The organism is Streptococcus gallinaceus (genome assembly GCF_024170225.1).
In the GTDB taxonomy this organism is placed as follows: domain Bacteria; phylum Bacillota; class Bacilli; order Lactobacillales; family Streptococcaceae; genus Streptococcus; species Streptococcus gallinaceus.
The window spans coordinates 137404-158131 of sequence record NZ_JALJXU010000003.1; the positions used below are offsets into that span (position 1 = coordinate 137404).

14 protein-coding genes are annotated in these 20728 nt (G+C 41.9%); 13 read left to right on the forward strand and 1 reads right to left on the reverse strand.

All coding sequences use genetic code 11. The features are described from left to right. Nucleotides 1–12: 12 nt before the first annotated feature. The 13 genes from J2T50_RS04860 (at nt 13) to J2T50_RS04920 (ending at nt 19434) form a co-directional block, all read left to right on the forward strand. A complete protein-coding gene (locus J2T50_RS04860; protein WP_253364258.1) occupies nt 13–4572 on the forward strand; it encodes a calcium-binding protein in 4560 nt (1519 codons plus the stop codon). A gap of 69 nt (nt 4573–4641) precedes the next feature. After that, on the forward strand, nt 4642–6780 hold the full coding sequence (locus J2T50_RS04865; RefSeq protein ID WP_253364259.1) for a peptidase domain-containing ABC transporter: 2139 nt from the start codon (nt 4642–4644) through the stop codon (nt 6778–6780). Next, nucleotides 6770–7879, forward strand: coding sequence for a beta-barrel domain-containing protein (locus J2T50_RS04870; protein ID WP_253364260.1), 1110 nt, complete (start codon nt 6770–6772; stop codon nt 7877–7879). The genes J2T50_RS04865 and J2T50_RS04870 overlap by 11 nt, the downstream gene beginning before the upstream one ends. A 450-nt stretch (nt 7880–8329) precedes the next feature. Further along, entirely contained in the window at nt 8330–8956 is a 627-nt protein-coding gene (locus J2T50_RS04875; protein WP_253364261.1) for a GDSL-type esterase/lipase family protein, read from the forward strand. A 56-nt stretch (nt 8957–9012) separates the two neighbouring features. Then, nucleotides 9013–9555 carry a signal peptidase I gene (gene lepB / locus J2T50_RS04880; protein ID WP_253364262.1) on the forward strand — a complete coding sequence of 181 codons (543 nt, stop codon included), beginning with the start codon at nt 9013–9015 and terminating at the stop codon, nt 9553–9555. A gap of 171 nt (nt 9556–9726) precedes the next feature. Further along, nucleotides 9727–11538, forward strand: coding sequence for a glutamine--fructose-6-phosphate transaminase (isomerizing) (gene glmS, locus J2T50_RS04885; protein ID WP_253364263.1), 1812 nt, complete (start codon nt 9727–9729; stop codon nt 11536–11538). Between the two features lie 115 nt (nt 11539–11653). Next, nucleotides 11654–12295, forward strand: a complete 642-nt coding sequence (locus J2T50_RS04890; protein WP_253364265.1) for an amino acid ABC transporter permease — start codon at nt 11654–11656, stop codon at nt 12293–12295. Between the two features lie 8 nt (nt 12296–12303). Further along, a complete protein-coding gene (locus J2T50_RS04895) occupies nt 12304–12936 on the forward strand; it encodes an amino acid ABC transporter ATP-binding protein (RefSeq protein WP_253364266.1) in 633 nt (210 codons plus the stop codon). 10 nt (nt 12937–12946) lie between these two features. After that, nucleotides 12947–13786 carry an amino acid ABC transporter substrate-binding protein gene (locus tag J2T50_RS04900; RefSeq protein ID WP_253364267.1) on the forward strand — a complete coding sequence of 280 codons (840 nt, stop codon included), beginning with the start codon at nt 12947–12949 and terminating at the stop codon, nt 13784–13786. A 316-nt stretch (nt 13787–14102) separates the two neighbouring features. Continuing rightward, nucleotides 14103–15848: a PTS mannitol transporter subunit IIBC gene (locus tag J2T50_RS04905; RefSeq protein WP_253364268.1), complete on the forward strand. Its 1746-nt coding sequence runs from the start codon at nt 14103–14105 to the stop codon at nt 15846–15848. Nucleotides 15849–15881: 33 nt separating this feature from the next. Continuing rightward, nucleotides 15882–17834 carry a BglG family transcription antiterminator gene (locus J2T50_RS04910; RefSeq protein ID WP_253364269.1) on the forward strand — a complete coding sequence of 651 codons (1953 nt, stop codon included), beginning with the start codon at nt 15882–15884 and terminating at the stop codon, nt 17832–17834. 1 nt (nt 17835) lies between these two features. Then, entirely contained in the window at nt 17836–18273 is a 438-nt protein-coding gene (locus tag J2T50_RS04915) for a PTS mannitol transporter subunit IIA (protein WP_253364270.1), read from the forward strand. Between the two features lie 15 nt (nt 18274–18288). Next, nucleotides 18289–19434: a mannitol-1-phosphate 5-dehydrogenase gene (locus J2T50_RS04920; RefSeq protein ID WP_253364272.1), complete on the forward strand. Its 1146-nt coding sequence runs from the start codon at nt 18289–18291 to the stop codon at nt 19432–19434. Between the two features lie 29 nt (nt 19435–19463). On the opposite strand, the gene J2T50_RS04925 is transcribed toward J2T50_RS04920, so the two are convergent. Continuing rightward, entirely contained in the window at nt 19464–20660 is a 1197-nt protein-coding gene (locus J2T50_RS04925) for a cation diffusion facilitator family transporter (protein WP_253364274.1), read from the reverse strand. Nucleotides 20661–20728: the final 68 nt, after the last annotated feature.

The following is a 20728-nucleotide window of genomic DNA, read 5'->3' on the forward strand; positions in this document are numbered from 1 at the left end:
TGGTTTTAGGGAATGTACAAAACAATCAAGGATATTATTACTTGGATAGAAAATTATTCTAATCCTAAAGCAAACTTAGAACAGTTTGCCCTAGACTTGGCTGACCAGATCCGCCAGATGTCTTTTGATCTACCTGAGGGGAGTAATATCATCTTATATTCAGGAGGCTTCACCGGGGCAGATTCCTCTGCCAATGGCTACATGTTTCAATCAGTTAGTAGACACATACAAGCTAGTCAGGGCAAGCTGTCTTTCATAAATGATGTGGCAGAAAATATTTTAAATAGTACTATGTTTGATAAAACGTTGCGTTCACTTATTGGTAATAAAACTGATGATGTCTTACACGGAACCTGGACCAACAATACTCGTCAAAGGACAGTTTTCGGAGACAAGGCTCTAGCTTTGGATGATGTGATTTCAGAGATATTGGTGCAGAAGCATGCTAAGGGGGATGTGGCTGTTCTGATGGGAGGCAACGCTCATGACAATAGCGTCTTTGCCAAGACCGAGCTGCCGGGACTGATGACTAATGAGCGAGTTACTCATATTAATGGCATCCCTAAAGAGGAGTTAGCCGGTCTTTCCAGCGACTTGGAGCGCTTCAATCGCATTAAGGCGGAATCAGTAGCACAGTTGTCAAAGGCAGAGATTTACCGTGTTGGGGATCAAGAGTTTTTACGGGTCAAGGATGGATATTTCAGTGATATTTTCAACTATGAAACTTTTGCAGATTCCAAAAAAGTGACAGACTCCTTCGACTCTAGGGTTCGGCATCAAAATCCTGCCTGGCTTACAGATGTGGAGTTGGGTAAGTTATATAATCTAGATATTCGCAAGACAAGGCCAGAGGCTTTGCAGAAACTTCGGACCCGACATTACAATGATGCTCTAAATACAGCTATGAAGGTCGAATCAAAGGCGTTGCATGCAAGTGATACCAAGCTGGTCATTTATCCTGATGGAAGTATGGATTTGGCCTCTACCAAAAGTGCGAATAGCCGTTTACCTGAGGTCACAGTTGGCCAGCTACAAAAGTATCAGGCTGACCCAGACTTAGTCGAGAATGAAGCCTTTAGAAAACTAACTGCCCCTGAGCAAATCACGACTGAGCGGACCTATAAGCAATACACGCAGTTACTCAAGCATATCGACGATATGCCCCTGGATGAAACTGCGAAAAATATCTATGCGACAGCTACAGGTATCAGCCTAGATCAACTATCTAAGACAGATGAGCGCCTCATCAAGATCGGGGAGTCCTTAACCCTCAAGAAGGGCAACGCCTACGACAAACTCATGGAGTTCGCCAAAAACCATGAACGTCTGACCAATACCTCCAACACTTTACTACGTGGTATGGATATCGGATTTAATGTTTTGGAAGCGGGATTGGTCTTACACGATGTTTACAAGCATCTCCATAAAGGTGACACCAAGGGAGCAATAGGAGCGGCCATTGGTGGGAGTGTTGAGTGGGGTATCACCAATAAATTGGGAGCTGCCCTTACCCTTAAGCTGGCAGGTTTAGGAGCTGTTATCGCAGGTGGTAGCGTGGTTGGTCTCGTCGCAACGACCCTGGTAGCAGGGCTGATTGGATATGGTATTGCATCTTATATCGGAAGTAAGGCAGATGAGTTAATCCAGCAGTTGTTTGCCTCATCGGAGCTTGTCGCTGCACCGGTTGATCCACTGATTTTAGATATGGCTGGCAATGGTTTCCATCCGACAACCCTGGGTCAAGGAGCTCATTTTGATTTGGATCAGAATGGATTTGCAGAAAAGATGAACTGGATATCAGGTGATGATGCCATGTTAGTAATTGACAAAAATGAAAACGACATCATAGATGATGGAAACGAAATCTTTGGTGATCAGACCCGTCTCAAGGACGGTCAGTATGCTAAGAATGGCTTTGAAGCCCTGAGAGAGTATGATAGTAACCAGGATGGCCTTATTTCAAGTGAGGATGTGGACTTTGGCAAACTCCTCATTTGGCAGGATAACGGAAATGCCCAGACAGAAGACGGCGAACTGGTTAGTCTAAAAGAGGCGGGTATTCAGTCTATTCAACTAGAATATAGTCAATTTGGAGAAGAGTCTGACACAGGAGTAACATTTGGAAATACTGCAACCTTTACCAAGGTTGATGGTAGTCAGTTGAACATCGCAGAATACTGGGTGAAGACAGAGACCCACAATACGATTGAACACAATAAAGGTAGCCTAGTGGGAGATGATGCCCAACTTCCAAATACAGCATCCCATGGTGCCCTTCCGTCATTGCATACCGCAATTGCTATGGATACTAGTGGTCAGTTACGAGATATGCTGGCAACCTTTAAGGTGACCGAAGATGCCAAGACTCGGAAGCAACAGATTGAGTCCATCCTGCAAATCATCGCAGGTGCTACTGATATCGCAGACAATAGCCGCGGTAGTCGATTTAGTGCGAAGAAGTTGAAAGTCGTAGAAGCCTTTATGGGCAGAAAGTTCATCGGTCAGAATGGCGCGGAACCCAATGCAAATGCTGCGAAACAACTGGAAACAGCTTATCAAGAAATCCTTCAAATGTATTACCATGATTTAATGCTTCAAACGAGAGTGCAGGAAGTACTCGTTATGATAGACCAAAACGAAAAAATGATTCGTCTTGATCAAGTAAAAGAAGCTCTAGCGACAGTAATGGATGAATCCGAAACTGTACAAAAAATAGGTGAATATGCAGGAACTCTTCATTACCTTAGTAGGTATGGAGTAAAAGGGTGGGAAGAATTTAGAGATTACTATAGTTCTCAATCAGCTATTTACAGTAAGCAAATAGCCCTTTCGACTAATCAGGCAATTGTGGGGGATGACAGTGGAGAAGCGCTGACCGTAACTGCAGAAAAATCACTTATTTACGCAGGCGCTGGCAACGACACCCTCAACGGCTCCAATGGTGTCGATACTCTCTATGGCGAAGACGGCGATGATACTATCAATGGCGGTTCAGGCAATGATACTATCATTGGTGGTGCAGGAGATGATACCTTAAAAGGTGGCGATGATAAGGATGACCACGATGTCTATCTCTTCGGTCGCGGTCACGGTAAGGATTATCTCTATGACGAGTATGGTACGAGCACTATTCGGTTTACCGATGACATCGTGGCTTCCGACTTCCTCGTTCGTCGAGATGGTCAGCACATTGTCTTGATGAATCAGGTTAGTGGAGACCAGTTAACGATCGCTTATTTCGCTAGTCATTCCACACACCGTAGAGTGATTCTAGAGTTCTCAGATGGAACTGTGCATACAATTGATAATCAAGATTCCATCTTCCGCAACCTGATAGGAACGGCTGCGGATGAAACGATAGACCTGATCCTATCTGACGGAGGGACCATCCGAGCAGGCGCTGGCAACGACACCCTCAACGGCTCCAATGGTGCCGATACTCTCTATGGCGAAGACGGCGATGATACCATCAATGGCGGCTCAGGCAATGATACTATCATTGGTGGTGCAGGAGATGATACCTTAAAAGGTGGCGATGATAAGGATGACCACGATGTCTATCTCTTCGGTCGCGGTCACGGTAAGGATTATCTCTATGACGAGTATGGTACGAGCACTATTCGGTTTACCGATAACATCGTGGCTTCCGACTTCCTCGTTCGTCGAGATGGTCAGCACATTGTCTTGATGAATCAGGTTAGTGGAGACCAGTTAACGATCGCTTATTTCGCTAGTCATTCCACACACCGTAGAGTGATTCTAGAATTCTCAGATGGAACTGTGCATACAATTGATAATCAAGATTCTATCTTCCGCAACTTAACAGGAACGGCTGCGGATGAAACGATAGACCTGTTCCTATCTGATGGAGGGATCATCCGAGCAGGCGCTGGCAACGACACCCTCAACGGCTCCAATGGTGCCGATACTCTCTATGGCGAAGACGGCGATGATACTATCAATGGCGGTTCAGGCAATGATACTATCATTGGTGGTGCAGGAGATGATAACCTGTATGGTGGAGACGGAGATGATATTTATGTCTTCGGTCGTGGTCACGGTAAGGACCGGATTTCAGATAGCTCAGGTCATACGACCGTATCCTTCCAAAGTGGGAGTAGCGCAGATGCTCTTCGTGTCTCTCGAGAGGGATCCGACTTAGTACTTAGTAGCTCGGAAACGGATAGCATTCGCTTGTCCAACTACCATTCCTCCTCATCTGCTCGTGATGTGTCAATGCTCTTTGCGGACCAGAGCACAGCTGTGATCGATCAGACAGATTGGACCCTAAATGTGACACCAGCATCTTTGGAGGCAAAGGCGTTCTCTGTTGAAGACCAAGTACGGGGAGCTAGGGCAGTGCTAGAAGATGCAGGAAACACTGAGATAGTGGCTGACGGTATGGCGCCTACAGACTTGTCAGTAGCTGATCAAGAGGCGGCCTACAAAGCTCAACTAGCTACTCAACTCCTATCAAGCCTACCTGATAGGAATGCAGCACCAGATACTCTGAACTCAAATGTTATAGTAACTGAGGAACTCTATACAGAGCAGTTTACATTGGGGGCGTAGAAGTACAATAATGAAGAAAAATGGATGAGTGGGGAAAGTCTCCTTGCTCATCCAAATGATGGGAGAACAATGACAAAGAATGAATATTCAGAACTAACCGCATTTTTAATTTTTTCAAAACTCAAGGACATCAGTACGAACCAAGTTGATCTGACGGAATTGGCGGAACAATTTCAAACGAGGGGGGAAGTTTTGCTCCTTCAAATCGGTAGGTACTACGGGTTAAAATGTAAGTTAGCAAGGGTGACACCGAAAAAATGGAAGAAAAAAACTGTCTCAACCCTACCTTACCTAGCCAAAGGCAAAGATGGAGATTTCTTTTTAATGTTGGCCTATCGAGAAGAATCTGTTGTCGCCCTTTTTCCAGCAGAGACAACTCCTAGGGTATTGTCCCAGGAAGAGTTATGGGAGATTTGGGAGGGAGACGGCATTTGGATGGTTAAAAAGGGAGAAAGCGCTAGTGAGCAGGCACGATTTAGCTTCCGATGGTTCATTCCTACTATTTTAAAATTTAAAAAGGAATTTGTTCAAGTTCTTTTAGCAGTCTTTCTTGTGCAGTGTTTGGGACTATTGACTCCTATTATGACACAAGTCATCATTGATAAAGTTTTGTCGCATCGGACACTTGCTACACTCTATGTTTTAGCTTTGGGAATTGGTCTAGTCTACCTTTTTGAGCTTATCTTGTCTCTAGCCAAGAACTATCTTTTTACACATACAACCAATAGAATTGATGTCTTACTGAGCTCGAAGTTATTTGCACATTTATTTTCACTCCCCTTATCCTATTTCGAAAGTAGACGGGCTGGTGAGACAGTTGCAAGGGTTCAGGAGTTAAATCACATCCGACAATTTCTAACAGGTACTCCTTTATCAACTTTAATTGATGGTCTTTTTATCACGGTGTATTTGGTAGTGCTCTTTTTGTATAGTACTTCGCTATCTTGGGTAGTTGTTGCGTCGGTTCCCTTTTATATCATCCTGTCACTGATTGTAACACCACTTTTTAGGAAACGGTTAGATGAGAAATTTTATGCAGGAGCCCAGACTTCCTCCTTTCTTGTAGAGTCCATTCAAGGGGTACAAACGGTGAAATCGTTCGCTTTAGAGCCTAAGTTTGAAAGCAAATGGGGAGAACTACAGGCAGACTATGTCAAAGCCAGTTACAAGACAGCCATGTTAGCAGGGACATCAGGCACAATCGCCCAATATATACAGAAAATGTGTGACTTAATTGTTCTATATATTGGAGCACAGATGGTAATGGCAGGACAATTTTCAGTTGGTCAACTTGTCGCATTTCGTATGCTTTCTAGTCGCATTAGTGGTCCAGTATTGCGTTTGGTCCAACTATGGCAAGAGTACCAACAAGCCTCATTATCTGTGACACGTATAGGAGATATTTTTAATTCTCCTAGAGAAGTTGAGGCAAGTTCCGCAAAAGGTCAAGTACCGAGACTCCAAGGAAGTATTGAGTTTGATCACATCACTTTTCGTTATCGTCTGAATACACCAGAAATCTTGCGGCAACTAAGTTTTTCCATAGAACCTGGTCGTATGATTGGAGTTGTTGGTCGGAGCGGTTCTGGCAAGAGCACTATTGCAAAGTTGATTCAAGGCCTTTATCGACCGGAGATGGGCAGAGTACGGATTGATGGTATGGACACCTCTTTATTAGATCCAAAACAATTGCGTAAGCAAATCGGAGTTGTCTTACAGGAAAATTTTATCTTTAATGGAACAGTGAGAGATAACATTGCCATCCACTATCCCACAGCTAGTGTAGAAGAGGTTATTTTAGCAGCAAAACGTGCCGGAGCCCATGATTTTATCTTGGCTTTGCCAAATGGCTACGATACGATAGTCGGAGAAAAGGGGCAAGGCTTATCGGGTGGTCAAAAACAACGCTTAGCCATTGCACGTGCAATTATTGCAGATCCACCTATTTTGATTTTTGATGAGGCAACCTCGGCTCTTGATTATGAATCAGAAAGTATTATCCAACAAAATCTCAAGGCTATCTGTCAAGGTCGAACAGTAATCATGATTGCGCATCGACTATCCACCTTACGTGATGTGGATGCGATTATGGTGATTGATAATGGTAGAATAGATGCTTTTGGCTGTCACGAAGATTTGCTGAAGCAAAAAGGGCTTTATGCTTCTCTATATGAGAAGCAGGTGAAAGGAGAGGTTGATGCTGGATAATAAGAAAGAAAGTATGCTGAGTCGCTATATTCAACGAACGAGCCAGATGAAAGAAGAACGGTTGCGCTATGATTTTATGCCCTCTTTACTTGAAATTATAGAGCGGCCTAGCCACATCGCAGGAAGTGTAATTGTTTTGACAATCTTCACTTTAGTTATTGTAACTGGAATCTGGGCATCAGTTTCGCGTATTGATATAGTTGTCAGGGGGACAGGAACCGTACAGCCTAGCAAAGAGTCTTCAAAACTTTACTCGCAATCCACTGGATTTATTGACTTGGTTCATGTCAAAGAAGGTGACCGTGTGGTAAAAGGACAGACAATTTTGAGTTTGGATCAGACGGTTATTTCTACTCAAGTCCAGCAGATACAGCAGGAAGTCTCACAACTTGAGACGCAAATAAGCGTCTATCAACAGCTGATAAGCGATGTTTTTCAAACGCTAGACTTATCCAGCTATAAAGAAGGAGAGCGTTCTAGCATTGATGCTATTATTAGTGAACAGGCTTATTACCAAGAGTTATGGAGACGGGAGGGGGAAACAATTCGTAATCAGTACGCGGCAATGATACGAGAAAAAATTCTCACTTTCGAAAACAAACTAAGTCTTTCGAAAGTGTCTTTAGAACAAGCAAAATACCAAATGGAGCACTTAATTTTGAAAGCTCCTATTAATGGTAGGGTCCTCTCATTGGCCCAACACCATACAGGAGAGTTGCTAACTCAATCTTCGCCAGTTGCAGTCTTGCTGCCTGATGATGTTCCGTATACATTTACCGGATATTTATCTGATAAGGATATGGCTGATGTGGCTGTTGGTGATGCTGTTGAAATTAAGCTATCTGCTTATCCTTATGCTGACTACGGCTCCATAGCGGGTCAGATTAGTAGTATTGGCTCAACAGCTATAAAAGTAGAAGGTCATGGGATGGTCTATGAAATCGTGATTGATCCGATAATGAAAAAACTCCCAAAGGGTGTTCAGTTGAAATCAGGATTATCAGGGAGTTTTGAAATCAAACAGGGAAGTAGAACTGTACTAGAATACTTTTTGGATCCCATCGTAGGAGGATTAGATGATGGCTTAAAAGAAAAATAAGTTATTAAATATAATTAGTTTTGAAAAGTAGAAGTCCTTCACAATAAACAAAACAGGAATGACTTGACCTCTCTTATCAAGAGAATAAATGCTCCGACTTGTTTGAGACAGACGAAAATTTGATAAATAAAACTTGATAAATTCAATTATTGCTTACAACTTGTTTGAATCTATGTCTGTTTTCAAGCATGTCTATTACTTTTTTTATAAAATGAACGTAATACCAATAAGAACCTGTATTCAAAACCCGGTATTTTTGATTAAAATTTTTTCTTAATCATTATCATCATAATGGGAGTCAATGTTCTTCTAAAAAATATATTTATCATCAAAAAATGCTTTCCTATCTTAGATGAATTTCACTTATAGATTTCCCAAAATAAAAATTCGCTCATTTAGAACTGATTTTGCTATAATGAAGTCATCGTTTTATTTTTTAAGGAGAGAGAAATGACAGATGTGATGTATCCAGATGTCCTTGTCAAGGGAGCTGGAGCCATAAAGGTTGCGACAGTTGGTGATAGTTTAACTTACGGATATGGCTTGGAAAATCGGGAACAAGATGCCTATCCATCTATTTTAGCGGATTTGCTAGGAAGTCATTATCAAGTTAGCAATTTTGGGCTTAGCGGTCGTTCCTTGCAATCAACAGCTGATTTTCCTTATTTTAATGAAAAAAATGCACAACTTTCTTTAGAAAGCGATGCGGATATTGTTATCATTATGATTGGCAGTAATGACAGTCGAGGTCCCTATTGGAATAAGGAAAGATTTGTCAGCGAGTACCGAAAAATGGTAGAGCGTTACATAAACTTACCAAGTCATCCAGATGTTTTTTTGGTCGTGCCACCCTTTGTGCCAACCAGTCGATTTGGGCTGAATAACGTCATTATAAGAGATGAATTGCAAGAGATTATTCCGAAAATTGCCCAAGAATTTGACCTACCCTTTATCAATCTTTATCCCTTAACGGATAGGAAAGAAGCCTATTATAGTGATGGTCTGCACCTCACACCCTTGGGAAATCAGCTAGTGGCACAGACAGTGTTTTCTCATTTATTAGGGGAAAAGGCCTGAGATTTTTCTCGAAGATTATGCTATAATGTTAGGAAAGGAAATGTTTAGGAGAGATTATGGTAAAGCGAGATTTGATAACGCAGATTGTAGTAGGACTATTGTTGGTAGTGGGATTCGTGGTGTTGCGCGTGTGGTTTTTTGAACCAGTCACAATCAATGGTCAAATGGACAATCAATACTTGAAAAAAGATAGTGTCGTACTGGCTTCAAAAAATTCAGATATTACTTATGGAGATTTTGTTCTCTATCAAGTTGATGGAAAAGAGTATGTCGGACGCATTGTTGCGGCGCAAGGCGATACCGTCACTTATATGGACGATGTCCTTTATCGCAACAATAAAATCATTGACGAAAACTATCTAAAGAGAATCAATAAATCGGAATACTATACAGAAGATATGACCATTGCAACATTGACGCAAGGTGAGCATGTCTCTGTCCCTAAAAATGAATATCTTTTGCTCAATGACAATCGTGCAGACAAGCGAGATAGTCGCCAATTTGGCTTAATTGCCAAAAAAGATATTATCGGGCAAGTCTTTTTCCGTATCAGCCCACTCAAGCAATTTGGATTTATCGATACAGGACTGGCAGAGTAATGCTAGTCTTTTTTAGTTATCTATTTGCAAAAATAGACTATACCAATTTATTTCTTGACAAGTAAAAAAACTTGTAATATACTGTAATCGTTCGGGTCTAAAGAGTTTTAAATGAACTAGACCAATTTTAAAAAAGAAACGAAAGCAACCTCAAGGTTGAAGGTAATAAATATGTGTGGGATTGTTGGTGTTGTAGGAAATACAAATGCAACGGAAATTTTGATTCAGGGACTTGAAAAGCTGGAGTATCGTGGATATGATTCTGCGGGTATCTTCGTAACAGGAGCTGGTACAGGTCGTTTGGTCAAGTCAGTTGGACGTATTGCTGATTTGTCAGAAAAAGTTGGTCAACATACAGAAGATACGATTGGTATCGGCCACACACGTTGGGCAACTCACGGCAAACCAACCGAAGACAATGCGCATCCGCACACATCTGCAACAGGACGTCTTGTTCTCGTTCATAACGGTGTGATTGAAAACTACTTGGATATCAAAAATACCTACCTTGCAGGTCACAGCCTTAAAGGTCAAACAGATACTGAAATTGCTGTGCATTTGATCGGTCAATTTGTAGAAGATGGCTTGTCAGTTTTAGAAGCCTTCAAAAAAGCTCTTCATATCATCCAAGGTTCATATGCTTTTGCCTTGATTGATGCAGAAGATGCAGAGACAATTTACGTCGCTAAAAATAAATCACCACTCTTGATTGGTCTTGGCCAAGGTTACAACATGGTCTGCTCAGATGCCATGGCTATGATCCGTGAGACTAGCGAATATATGGAAATCCACGATAAAGAATTGGTTATCGTGAAAAAAGACAGTGTTCAAGTGATGGACTACGATGGAAATGCTATTGAGCGTGGTAGCTACACTGCTGAACTTGACTTGTCTGATATTGGTAAAGGGACTTATCCTTTCTACATGCTCAAAGAAATTGATGAGCAACCAACTGTTATGCGTAAGTTGATTTCGACATATGCTGATGAAGAAGGCAATATGACAGTTGATGCGGACATTATCAAGGCAGTACAAGATGCAGACCGCATTTACATCTTGGCAGCAGGTACTTCTTACAATGCTGGTTTTGCTTCTAAAAACATGCTAGAAGCCTTGACAGATACACCAGTTGAGTTGGGTGTTGCTTCAGAGTGGGGTTACCACATGCCACTGCTCAGCAAAAAACCACTTTTCATCCTCTTGACCCAATCAGGCGAAACGGCTGATAGCCGTCAAGTATTGGTAAAAGCAAATGAAATGGGTATCCCAAGTTTGACCATTACCAATGTACCTGGATCAACTCTTTCTCGTGAAGCAACTTACACCATGCTCCTTCATGCAGGACCAGAAATTGCCGTGGCTTCAACTAAAGCCTATACAGCACAAATCGCCTCCCTTGCCTTCCTCGCAAAAGCTGTCGGTGAAGCAAATGGCAAACAAGAAGCACTTGACTTTAACTTGGTACACGAATTGTCATTGGTTGCTCAGTCAATCGAGTCTACTTTGTCAGAAAAAGACGTGATTGCAGAAAAAGTTGAAAAATTATTGGCAACCACACGCAACGCATTCTACATCGGACGTGGAAATGATTACTACGTAACCATGGAAGCAGCCTTGAAGTTGAAAGAAATTTCCTATATCCAAACAGAAGGTTTCGCAGCTGGTGAATTGAAACACGGTACTATTTCCTTGATTGAAGAGGGAACACCGGTTATCGCTCTCCTTTCTGCCAATGAAAAAGTTGCAGCCCATACACGTGGAAATATCGCGGAGGTAGTATCACGTGGCGCTCATACTCTAGTAATTGCAGAAGAAGGTGTCGAACGTGAGGGAGATGACCTCGTCTTGAACTCCGTACATCCTTACCTATCAAGTATTTCGATGGTTATTCCAACACAATTGATTGCTTATTATGCATCACTTCAACGAGGCTTGGACGTTGACAAGCCTCGTAACCTTGCTAAAGCAGTTACCGTTGAATAGAAAACCAAAGAGAGCAGCAGCTCTCTTTTTGCATATATATACAAAAAACAAGTCAGTATACAAAAAATGAGAGAAGTGTGATATAATAAAATTTGTATAAAATGAAGAGGTTATTATGGATTATATTTTAGATGTATTACCGAGATTATTGAGTGGTGCAGGGGTGACAATCCAAGTATTCTGTATGGTTTTGGTGCTTTCCTTGCCATTGGGTGCAGTTGTCGCTTTCTTGATGCGGATTCATTTTCCGCCCCTACGCTGGTTGCTTAATCTCTATGTTTTGATTATGCGTGGTACGCCCTTGCTCTTGCAGTTGATTTTCATTTATTATGTGTTGCCAACGATTGGAGTGACCTTTGACCGGATGCCAGCTGTCATTATCGCTTTCACGCTCAACTATGCGGCTTATTTTTCAGAAATCTTCCGCGGAGGGATTGATGCGATTCCTGAAGGTCAGTATGAAGCGGCCAAGGTGTTGAAATTTACTCACCTGCAGACCATACGTTACATTATTTTGTCACAAGTCGTGAAAATCGTTTTACCGAGTGTGTTCAATGAGGTCATCAATTTGGTCAAGGATACCTCTCTGGTATACATCCTTGGTGTTGGAGACCTCTTGCAGGTTAGTAAGACAGCAGCCAACCGTGATGCCAGTCTGGCACCGATGTTCATTGCAGGAGCAATATATCTCATCATGATTGGAATCACTACACTTGGTTCTAAGTGGATCGAGAAGAAGTTTGATTATTACAAATAGGAGGAAATATGTTAGAATTACGAAATCTATCTAAGAAATTTGGCAATAAACAGATTTTCTCTCATTATGATTTGTTGATTCCTGAGGGGAATATCATTGCCATCGTGGGGCAATCTGGTGGCGGAAAGACAACTCTGCTCCGTATGCTAGCTGGACTAGAGACAATCGACGAAGGCCAGATTTTATACAACGGTGAGGAATTGTCACTGGATGAGCTAGAAAAACGAAACTTGCTTGGTTTTGTCTTTCAGGATTTTCAACTCTTCCCGCACTTGTCTGTCTTGGAAAACTTGACCTTGTCGCCGATTAAGACCATGGGTTTGTCATCTGACGAGGCAGAAAAAAAGGCTAAGAAGTTGCTGGAAAAATTGGGCTTGGCTAATCATGCGACTGCCTATCCATTTTCATTGTCAGGTGGGCAAAAGCAGCGGGTTGCCTTGGCGCGTGCCATGATGATTGACCCAGAGATTATCGGTTATGACGAGCCGACTTCAGCGCTTGACCCTGAGCTGCGTAAGGAAGTGGAAAATCTTATCCTCAAAAATAAGGACACGGGAATTACTCAGATTGTTGTCACTCATGATATGCAGTTTGCAGAAAATATTGCAGACCAGATCATCAAAATTGAACCAAAACACTAGGAGTTTGCTTATGAAACTGAAAAAAATGTTACTAGGAGCGACTGTGCTTCTTGCAGGTCTTGCATTGACAGCTTGTGGAACGAGCAAGAAAACGGAAACGAAAAAAGACAGTTGGGACAGCATTAAATCTGCTAAAAAAGTTACGATTGGTTTTGACAATACCTTTGTACCAATGGGATATGAAGATAAGTCAGGAAAAAATGTCGGCTTTGATATTGACCTAGCAGAAGCGGTTTTTGCCAAATATAACGTCAAAGTTGAATGGCAGCCAATTGACTGGGATTTGAAAGAAACAGAACTCAGTAATGGCAACATCGCGCTCATCTGGAACGGCTATACTGCTACAGCTGAGCGCAAGAAGAAAGTGCTCTTTACGGATAATTACATGGCCAATGCTCAAGTCTTGGTAACGAAAAAGTCTTCAAAAATTGATACAGTGGCGGCTATGAAGGGTAAAGTTTTGGGAGCCCAAGCTGGTTCGTCTGGCTACACGGCTTTTGAAAATCAAGCAGACATTCTCAAAGACATCGTCAAAGACAATGATGCAACGCAATACTCAACTTTTAACGAAGCCTTGATTGATTTGCAAAATGATCGGATTGATGGACTCTTGATTGACCGCGTTTATGCAAATTACTACTTGAAAGAAGAAGGAATTCTTGCAGACTACAATGTCTTAGATGCTGGTTATGACAGTGAGGCTTTTGCAGTCGGTGCACGAAAAGCAGATAAGACCTTGGTTAACAATATCAATAAAGCCTTGAAAGAACTCTATGCAGATGGCAGTTTCCAAAAAATCTCTGACAAATGGTTCGGAGAAGATGTTGCTGCGGATGATATTAAGAAATAAATAGAAACCAGACATGGTCTGGTTTTTTTGTATGTTTGTGACAAAAAAATCTTGGCACAAAAACTGTGACAAAGTTTGAGTGTTTTTGACAGAGGAAGCAAGTTATAATAGACTTATCAAAATGAGTGAGCAAGATAAAAGTTCAATTCTAATTAATCGAGTTTTATACGGTCTCACATCTTAGGGAATTGAGTTCGCCCTAAACTCTTTGGAAAAAAGATAAATCTTCCAAGTATTGACCATACTTTGTCAGGCTTTCTATTTTTCCTTCGAGTTTTATACGGTCTCACATCTTATATTTAGGAGGAGAGAAGACATGGAAAATGGTTCTTCTTGGAAAGTACGGGTTCAAAAACTCGGTACGACGTTATCAAACATGGTTATGCCTAACATTGGGGCATTCATTGCTTGGGGTGTCTTGACAGCACTCTTTATTGAAACAGGTTGGTTGCCAAATGCCCACTTTGCAAAAGCGGTTAGTCCAATGTTGACATATGCTTTGCCACTCTTGATTGGTTATACTGGTGGTCATGCCGTTTACGGTCAACGTGGTGCGGTAGTTGGTGCTATTGCAACATTTGGTGCTATTTCAGGTTCATCTGTTCCAATGTTTATCGGAGCAATGGTTATGGGTCCTCTTGGTGCATGGTGCATTAAGAAATTTGATGAAAAATTCCAATCAAAAATCCGTGCAGGGTTTGAAATGTTGGTTAATAACTTCTCAGCAGGTTTGATTGGTTTTGCCCTTCTCTTGATTGCCAATAAATTGATTGGTCCAGTTGTAGCAAGTTTGACAGAAGCGATTGGTAACGGAGTACAAGTTTTGGTTGACCTCCATCTTTTGCCACTTGCAAACATCTTGATTGAACCAGCTAAAGTTCTCTTCTTGAATAACGCCCTTAACCACGGTATCTTTACACCTCTTGGTACAGAGCAAGTTCTTCAAACAGGTAAATCAGTTCTCTTCCTTTTGGAAGCAAACCCTGGTCCAGGTCTTGGTATCCTCCTTGCCTTTGCAGTCTTTGGTAAAGGTTCAGCTAAATCTTCTTCATGGGGTGCTATGATCATCCACTTCCTTGGTGGTATCCACGAAATCTACTTCCCATACGTTATGATGAAACCAGCTCTCTTCCTTGCAGCTATCGCAGGTGGTGTAGCAGGTACATTTACAAATGTTCTTCTTGGCTCAGGTTTGTCTGGACCAGCTTCACCAGGTTCTATTATCGCTATTGAATTGATGGCTCCTAAAGGTGTGTGGCCACACGTGAATGTATTCCTTGGTGTTCTTGTCGCAGCAGCAGTTTCATTCCTTGTCGCAGCTGTTATCTTGAAAGCAGATAAATCTGAAGGTGATGATTTGGCAAAAGCGCAAGCAGCAACAAAAGCAGCTAAAGCAGCTTCAAAAGGTCAAGCTCTTCCAGTTTCAGCAGAAATTTCAACAGACGCTGTTAAACAAATCATCTTCGCATGTGATGCAGGTATGGGTAGCTCAGCAATGGGCGCATCTCTTCTTCGCAAAAAAGTACAAGAAGCAGGTCTTGATATCCCTGTAACAAATAAAGCTATCTCAACACTTGAGGATACTGATTTGACATTGATTGTCACACAAGAAGAATTGACACTACGTGCACAACAACGTACACCACGCGCCATCCATGTTTCAGTAGATAACTTCTTGACATCACCAAAATACGATGAAATCGTAGCAAAATTGGCAGACAAGGCACCAGCTGAAAAAAAGTCTGAAGCCGTAGGCCAAGCAACAAGTCAAGCTAGCCTCGTAGGTGTAGAAAAAGTGGTATTTGCCTATGATAAGGCACAGGGTTCAGCGACTATGGGTAAAGAAACCTTGAAAGCTATTTTCAAGAACAAGAACATCACCATCCCAGTTGAAACAGTTGCCTACACAGGGTTGGCTCAATTAAACAATCCAGCTATCTTAGTGGTTGTTACTGCAGATAAAGCAGCAGGTGTAGAAGCTATTGCACCAGCAGCTCGTATCCTTGCGGTAGATAGTCTTGTTACTACACCAGACTACGACAAATTGGTCGCAACAATCTAAGACTTAGCAAACAATTTATAGTATAATAAGGCTATGCTATTAACCAAACGTGAAGAACAATTATTGAAAGCTTTCCTAAAAGTGGGAAAGCTTTCGTTGAAAGAAATGGCTGAAATTTTACAAGTTTCCAGTCGGACGGTCTATCGCACCTTGTCAGATTTGACGGTAACCTTGGCGGATGAGGGGATTCTCATTATCAAGGAGGGAAAGAAATACCATCTGTCTGGAGATTTGGATAATGTGCAGCTGGATTCATCTTTAGAAGAATTTTCAGTTAGTGAACGTCAGTTACGGATTGCTTATAGTCTTCTGACCAGCTCCTCTCCCATTACCAATGAACAGTTGCAAGATATTTTTCTTGTTTCCAATGTCACCATTATCCAAGATATGGCTGTTTTAGAGAAGCGCTTGAGTGATTTTGGATTAGAATTGGTGCGGGTAAAGGGCTACAGTATTGGAGGGCCTGGGGCGAATCGTAGACGTTTTCTAGCAAATCTTCTAACAAATGCTATTTCGGTGCATGATTTTTGGCATGATAACATCACAGAGTTTACCATTCTCAATCCAGAGATGACAGGTGTGATTCGGCAGGTTTTTGAAGAACACCAAGCCAGTCTGGGTGAACTGGATGCCAAGCTAAAAGAGTTTTTGATGATGTTGTTGAGTTTGGCGGACAATCAGGGAGACTTGTATTCACAGGTCAATGTCTCCAAGGACGCGCTGGATATTTCACAAAAATTGTTTGCGGATTTGGCCAAGGCGACAAAGCATTTTTACAACATTCAAGAGATTATTTATTTTGCAAATATCTTGGATGAGGTGATCTTGAAGCGGCAGGAAGTCCCCCTTTTCCGGGAAAAATTTGACAGTGAGTTTTATTACAATGTATCTCAGTTGGTGGATTCGGTGTCGCGCTTTACCAAGATTGATTTCGTTAAGGATAAGATGCTCTTTCAGTTATTATTCAATCACTTGAAGTTGAGTTTGGCAGTGCCGCAGCTCTTTCCGGAGCATTCCTTGTCAAATGTAGCTCATCTAGCAACGCAGAACAATCAATTCTTGCATAGTCTAGTTAGCTTGCTCATGAAGGATATTTTTCCACCATTTTTACAAAATGAATACGAGTACGAGCTGGTAACGTTGCATTTTGCAGCGAGTCTGCGTCGCAGTCCGGATATTTATCCTATTCGCATTCTTTTGTTAACGGATGAGCGTCCGCTGACGACGAGTGTCCTGGTCTCTAAAATCAAAAACATTGCTCCATTTGTCGAGTTAATCGATGTGAAAAGCACAACGGATTTACCTCATTTACAGCTGAAACAGTATGATTATTGTCTGTCTACGAAACCTCTTTCGCATGAGGGAATTGACTTGATTTCAACTTTTCCAAATACGCAGGAAATCTTAGAATTACAGGAAACCTTGCAGTGCATCCAAGAAAATCGAACCATTTCTGCGCGTGAAGATATTCGCCCAGAAGTTTCCTATGATTTGCAAGCCTACATCCAGTCGTCAAGCCAACTCTTGCAACATTTTGACTTTGACATGATTGACAATCCAGCTGGTTTTGAAGCAACCGTTTATCAGATTATCGAAAACTTATCTGTCGTGACGGACGGTGATTATGTGGCTAAGAAGATTTTGGCACGATTTGAGACCAGTCCATTAGCCATTCCAAATACCAATTTGGCGCTTTTGCACACGCAATCAAGCAAGGTGAACTCAAGCCAATTTATGGTGGTTGAATTATCTCAACCTGTTCAAGCCTTGTCCATGAATTACCAACAAGAAGAAGTCAAACGGATTCTGGTCATGTTGACAAAATTGGATGAAAACCAAGAAATGCGTGATTTGATGACAGCCATCAGCCAGTCGATTATCGAAAATAAATTGTACACTGAAATTTATCGAGCGGGAAATCGGGACATCATTTACCACCTGCTCAATACCATCTTTACTGAAAAAATTAAAAAATTGGAGAACTAACATGGAATTTCAAAAAGAACTTATCAAATTAAATCAAACATTTGCGACAAAGGAAGAAGCCATTCGTTTCTGTGGTCAGCAATTGTTTGAAGCTGGACATGTCAATGAGGCTTACATCGAAGCCATGATTAAACGTAACGAAGAATTGTCAGTCTACATGGGCAACTTCATTGCGATTCCTCATGGAACAGACGATGCGAAAAAAGAAGTCCTTTCATCAGGCATTACGATTGTACAAGTGCCTGCTGGTGTGAATTTTGGAACAGAAGAAAATCCAAATACAGCAACTGTTCTTTTTGGGATTGCAGGACTTGGCGATGAACATTTGGAAATTATCCAAAAAATTTCAATCTTTTGTGCGGATGTTGACAATGTTGTCAAATTGGCAGATGCCCAATTAGCAGATGAAGTAATCGCTTTACTCGATAGCGTTGCCTAAGAAAGAAGGAAGAAAATGAAAAAAGCAGTACATTTTGGTGCCGGAAATATTGGTCGTGGATTTATCGGAGAAATTCTCTTTGAAAATGGTTTTGAAATCGCCTTTGTGGATGTCAATGAAAAAATTATTGATGCCTTGAATGAGCGTGGTTCATACGAGATTGAAATTGCAGAAGACGGCCAACGCCACATTGCCGTTTCAGGCGTTCGTGGGATTAACAATGCTAAAAATCCTGAAGATGTTGTGGCAGCTATTGCAGAAGCAGACTTGATTACAACCGCCATCGGTCCAAATATCTTGCCTTTCATCGCAGGCTTGATTGCACAAGGGATTGAAGCGCGTAAGGCTACTGGCAATCAACAACCAATTGATGTGTTGGCTTGTGAAAATATGATTGGTGGATCAGCTTTCCTTTATGAAGAAGTGAAAAAACACCTTTCAGAGGAAGGTTTGGCATTCGCAGAAGAATTTGTCGGTTTCCCAAATGCAGCTGTTGATCGTATCGTACCAGCCCAATCACATGAAGATTCCCTCTTTGTAGTCGTTGAACCATTTAACGAGTGGGTGGTTGAGACAAGCCGCATGAAAAATACAGAACTTCAGTTAAATGGTGTTCACTACGAAACTGACTTGGAACCATTTATCGAGCGGAAACTTTTCTCAGTAAACTCTGGACATGCGACTTCAGCCTATACAGGTGCTTACTACGGTGCAAAAACAATCCTTGAAGCCCTTCAAAATGTCACCGTTAAAAACACTGTAGAAGCTGTTTTGGCAGAAATCCGTAGTCTTTTGATTGCGAAATGGAACTTTGATGAGGCAGCCTTGGTTGAATACCATAAGGTCATCATTAGCCGTTTTGAAAATCCATTTATCGTGGATGATGTCACACGTGTGGCTCGCACACCAATCCGTAAGCTTGGCTTTGACGAGCGCTTCATTCGGCCAATCCGTGAATTGAAAGAATGCGGACTGCGCTACGATAATCTTCTCAATACAGTGGCTTATGTTTTCCAATACCGTGATGAAGCAGATGAGCAGTCTGTTCAATTGCAAGCTCTCTTGGCTGAAAAGTCATTGACAGAAGTTGTCCAAGAGGTGACTGGTTTGACAGATGCAGACTTGATTGCTGAAATCGTAAATGCGGTAGAAGTCGCTTAATAAATCAAAAAAGAGCCCTTGAGCTCTTTTTATTGATCGTTTTTTTTAGAAACTTGGTGGAAGACGATTTGCCAGACTTCCTTTCGACGCCAAAGCGATGTATGAACACGATTATCCAGCTCGAAGGTGACGAGTTTTGATTTTTGACTAATGGATGTCATCTGGTAGTTGTGCATCTGTCCCTGCGGAAGTTGCTGAATGGCTAAAGTTTGTACCTTGTCCATGTAACGGCCGTCGGATGTGATAAAGGTGTAGTTGTCAGCGAAGAAATCTTCGAAACCTTTTTCTTGTGCCAGTATCTGTCCTTCGAAGCGGTAAAGTTTGTCATAGACATGCTCGTACATTTCGTCGTGGGGAATGGCAGACGGTTCTACGTGGATATCAACATCGAAGACCCCGTATTTTAGCTTGAGGAGTTCTTCAACATGCTCGGTAATTTCGTGGCTTTCATAGACAGAGAGGTCGGGATTCATTTCCAGGACAATGTCGAGGTAGATATTGGCTCCGTACGTCCGGCCTCGTTGTGATTTGACAGAAACGATTTTGGGGAGTTTTAAGATATCTTCTTCATACTGGTGGAGGAGATTTTCATCAAAACCATCAGATAAGGTAAAGAAGCTTTCCATAAAAATCTCATATGCCGTTTTGAGAATGAAAAATGTGATGATAATAGCTGCAATCTTATCAATAATGGTCCAACCCATAGCAGCTGCAAATACGGCGATGGACGTTCCGATTGAGGTAACAGCATCCGATAAATTGTCCTTGGCAGCTGCTTCTAGAGCACGAGAACGTGCTTTTTTGGCGAGTCGCTTGTTGTACTCGTAGACGCCCAGCATGACGATGGCGGAGACAACTCCGACAATGGCACCCATTTTATCAATCTCGACGACTTGGTTGTTGAGGATTTTTTGAATGGTGCTGGCCAAGACTTGGAAACCAACCACAAACATGATAAAGGATGTGATGAGGCTGGCCAGATCTTCCATTTTCCAGTGGCCAAAGCGATGGTCGGTATCCGCAGGTTTTTGTGCCATGCGGAGTCCTAGTAAGACGGCGACATTCCCAATAATGTCAGAAATGTTATTGAAAGCATCGGCAGTTAAGGCATCAGAGTGGAAGAGATTTCCTGCTGCTAGCTTGCAGCCAGACAGGAGGACATAGGCTGCGATAGAGAGGATAGCTCCCTTCTCAGCAGCCTTGAGATTTTTCATTTGATCTTGCATGGTATCTCCTTTGTATCCATTTATTCTAGCAAAAATAGAGCTATTTTTCAAAGAAAGGAAACGAACAA